At 62.6% G+C, this 310-nt stretch carries 1 pseudogene; it reads right to left on the reverse strand.

The window, feature by feature from the left end:
* A pseudogene (locus ACTG4J_RS12780) lies at nucleotides 1-310 on the reverse strand (Hint domain-containing protein); the annotation flags it as partial.

Raw genomic sequence — 310 nt, forward strand, 5'->3', positions numbered from 1 at the left:
GGTTTCGATCTCGGTAAAGGTGACGGGCACCCACTCACCATCGGCATTCTGAACCTCGACCGTGCCGGAGGTGGAATCTCCATCAGGATCGGGGGTTTGCGTCAGGTTGCGGAAGCTCACGAAATCCGACAGGTCGAGCGTATCGCGGTCGTCGCCGGTCGTGCCGCCATCGACGCTGATCGGCGCGGTATTGTCGCCGGTCGCATCCAGCTCGGCTTGGTCGATCACGATCGTGTCGCTATCGGCTGCGCCGAAGATGCTGTCGCCCGCGCCGCCGATGATGAGGTCATCATCGCCATCGCCTGAAAGC

Source organism: Roseicyclus sp. (assembly GCF_965662675.1).
GTDB lineage: Bacteria > Pseudomonadota > Alphaproteobacteria > Rhodobacterales > Rhodobacteraceae > Roseicyclus.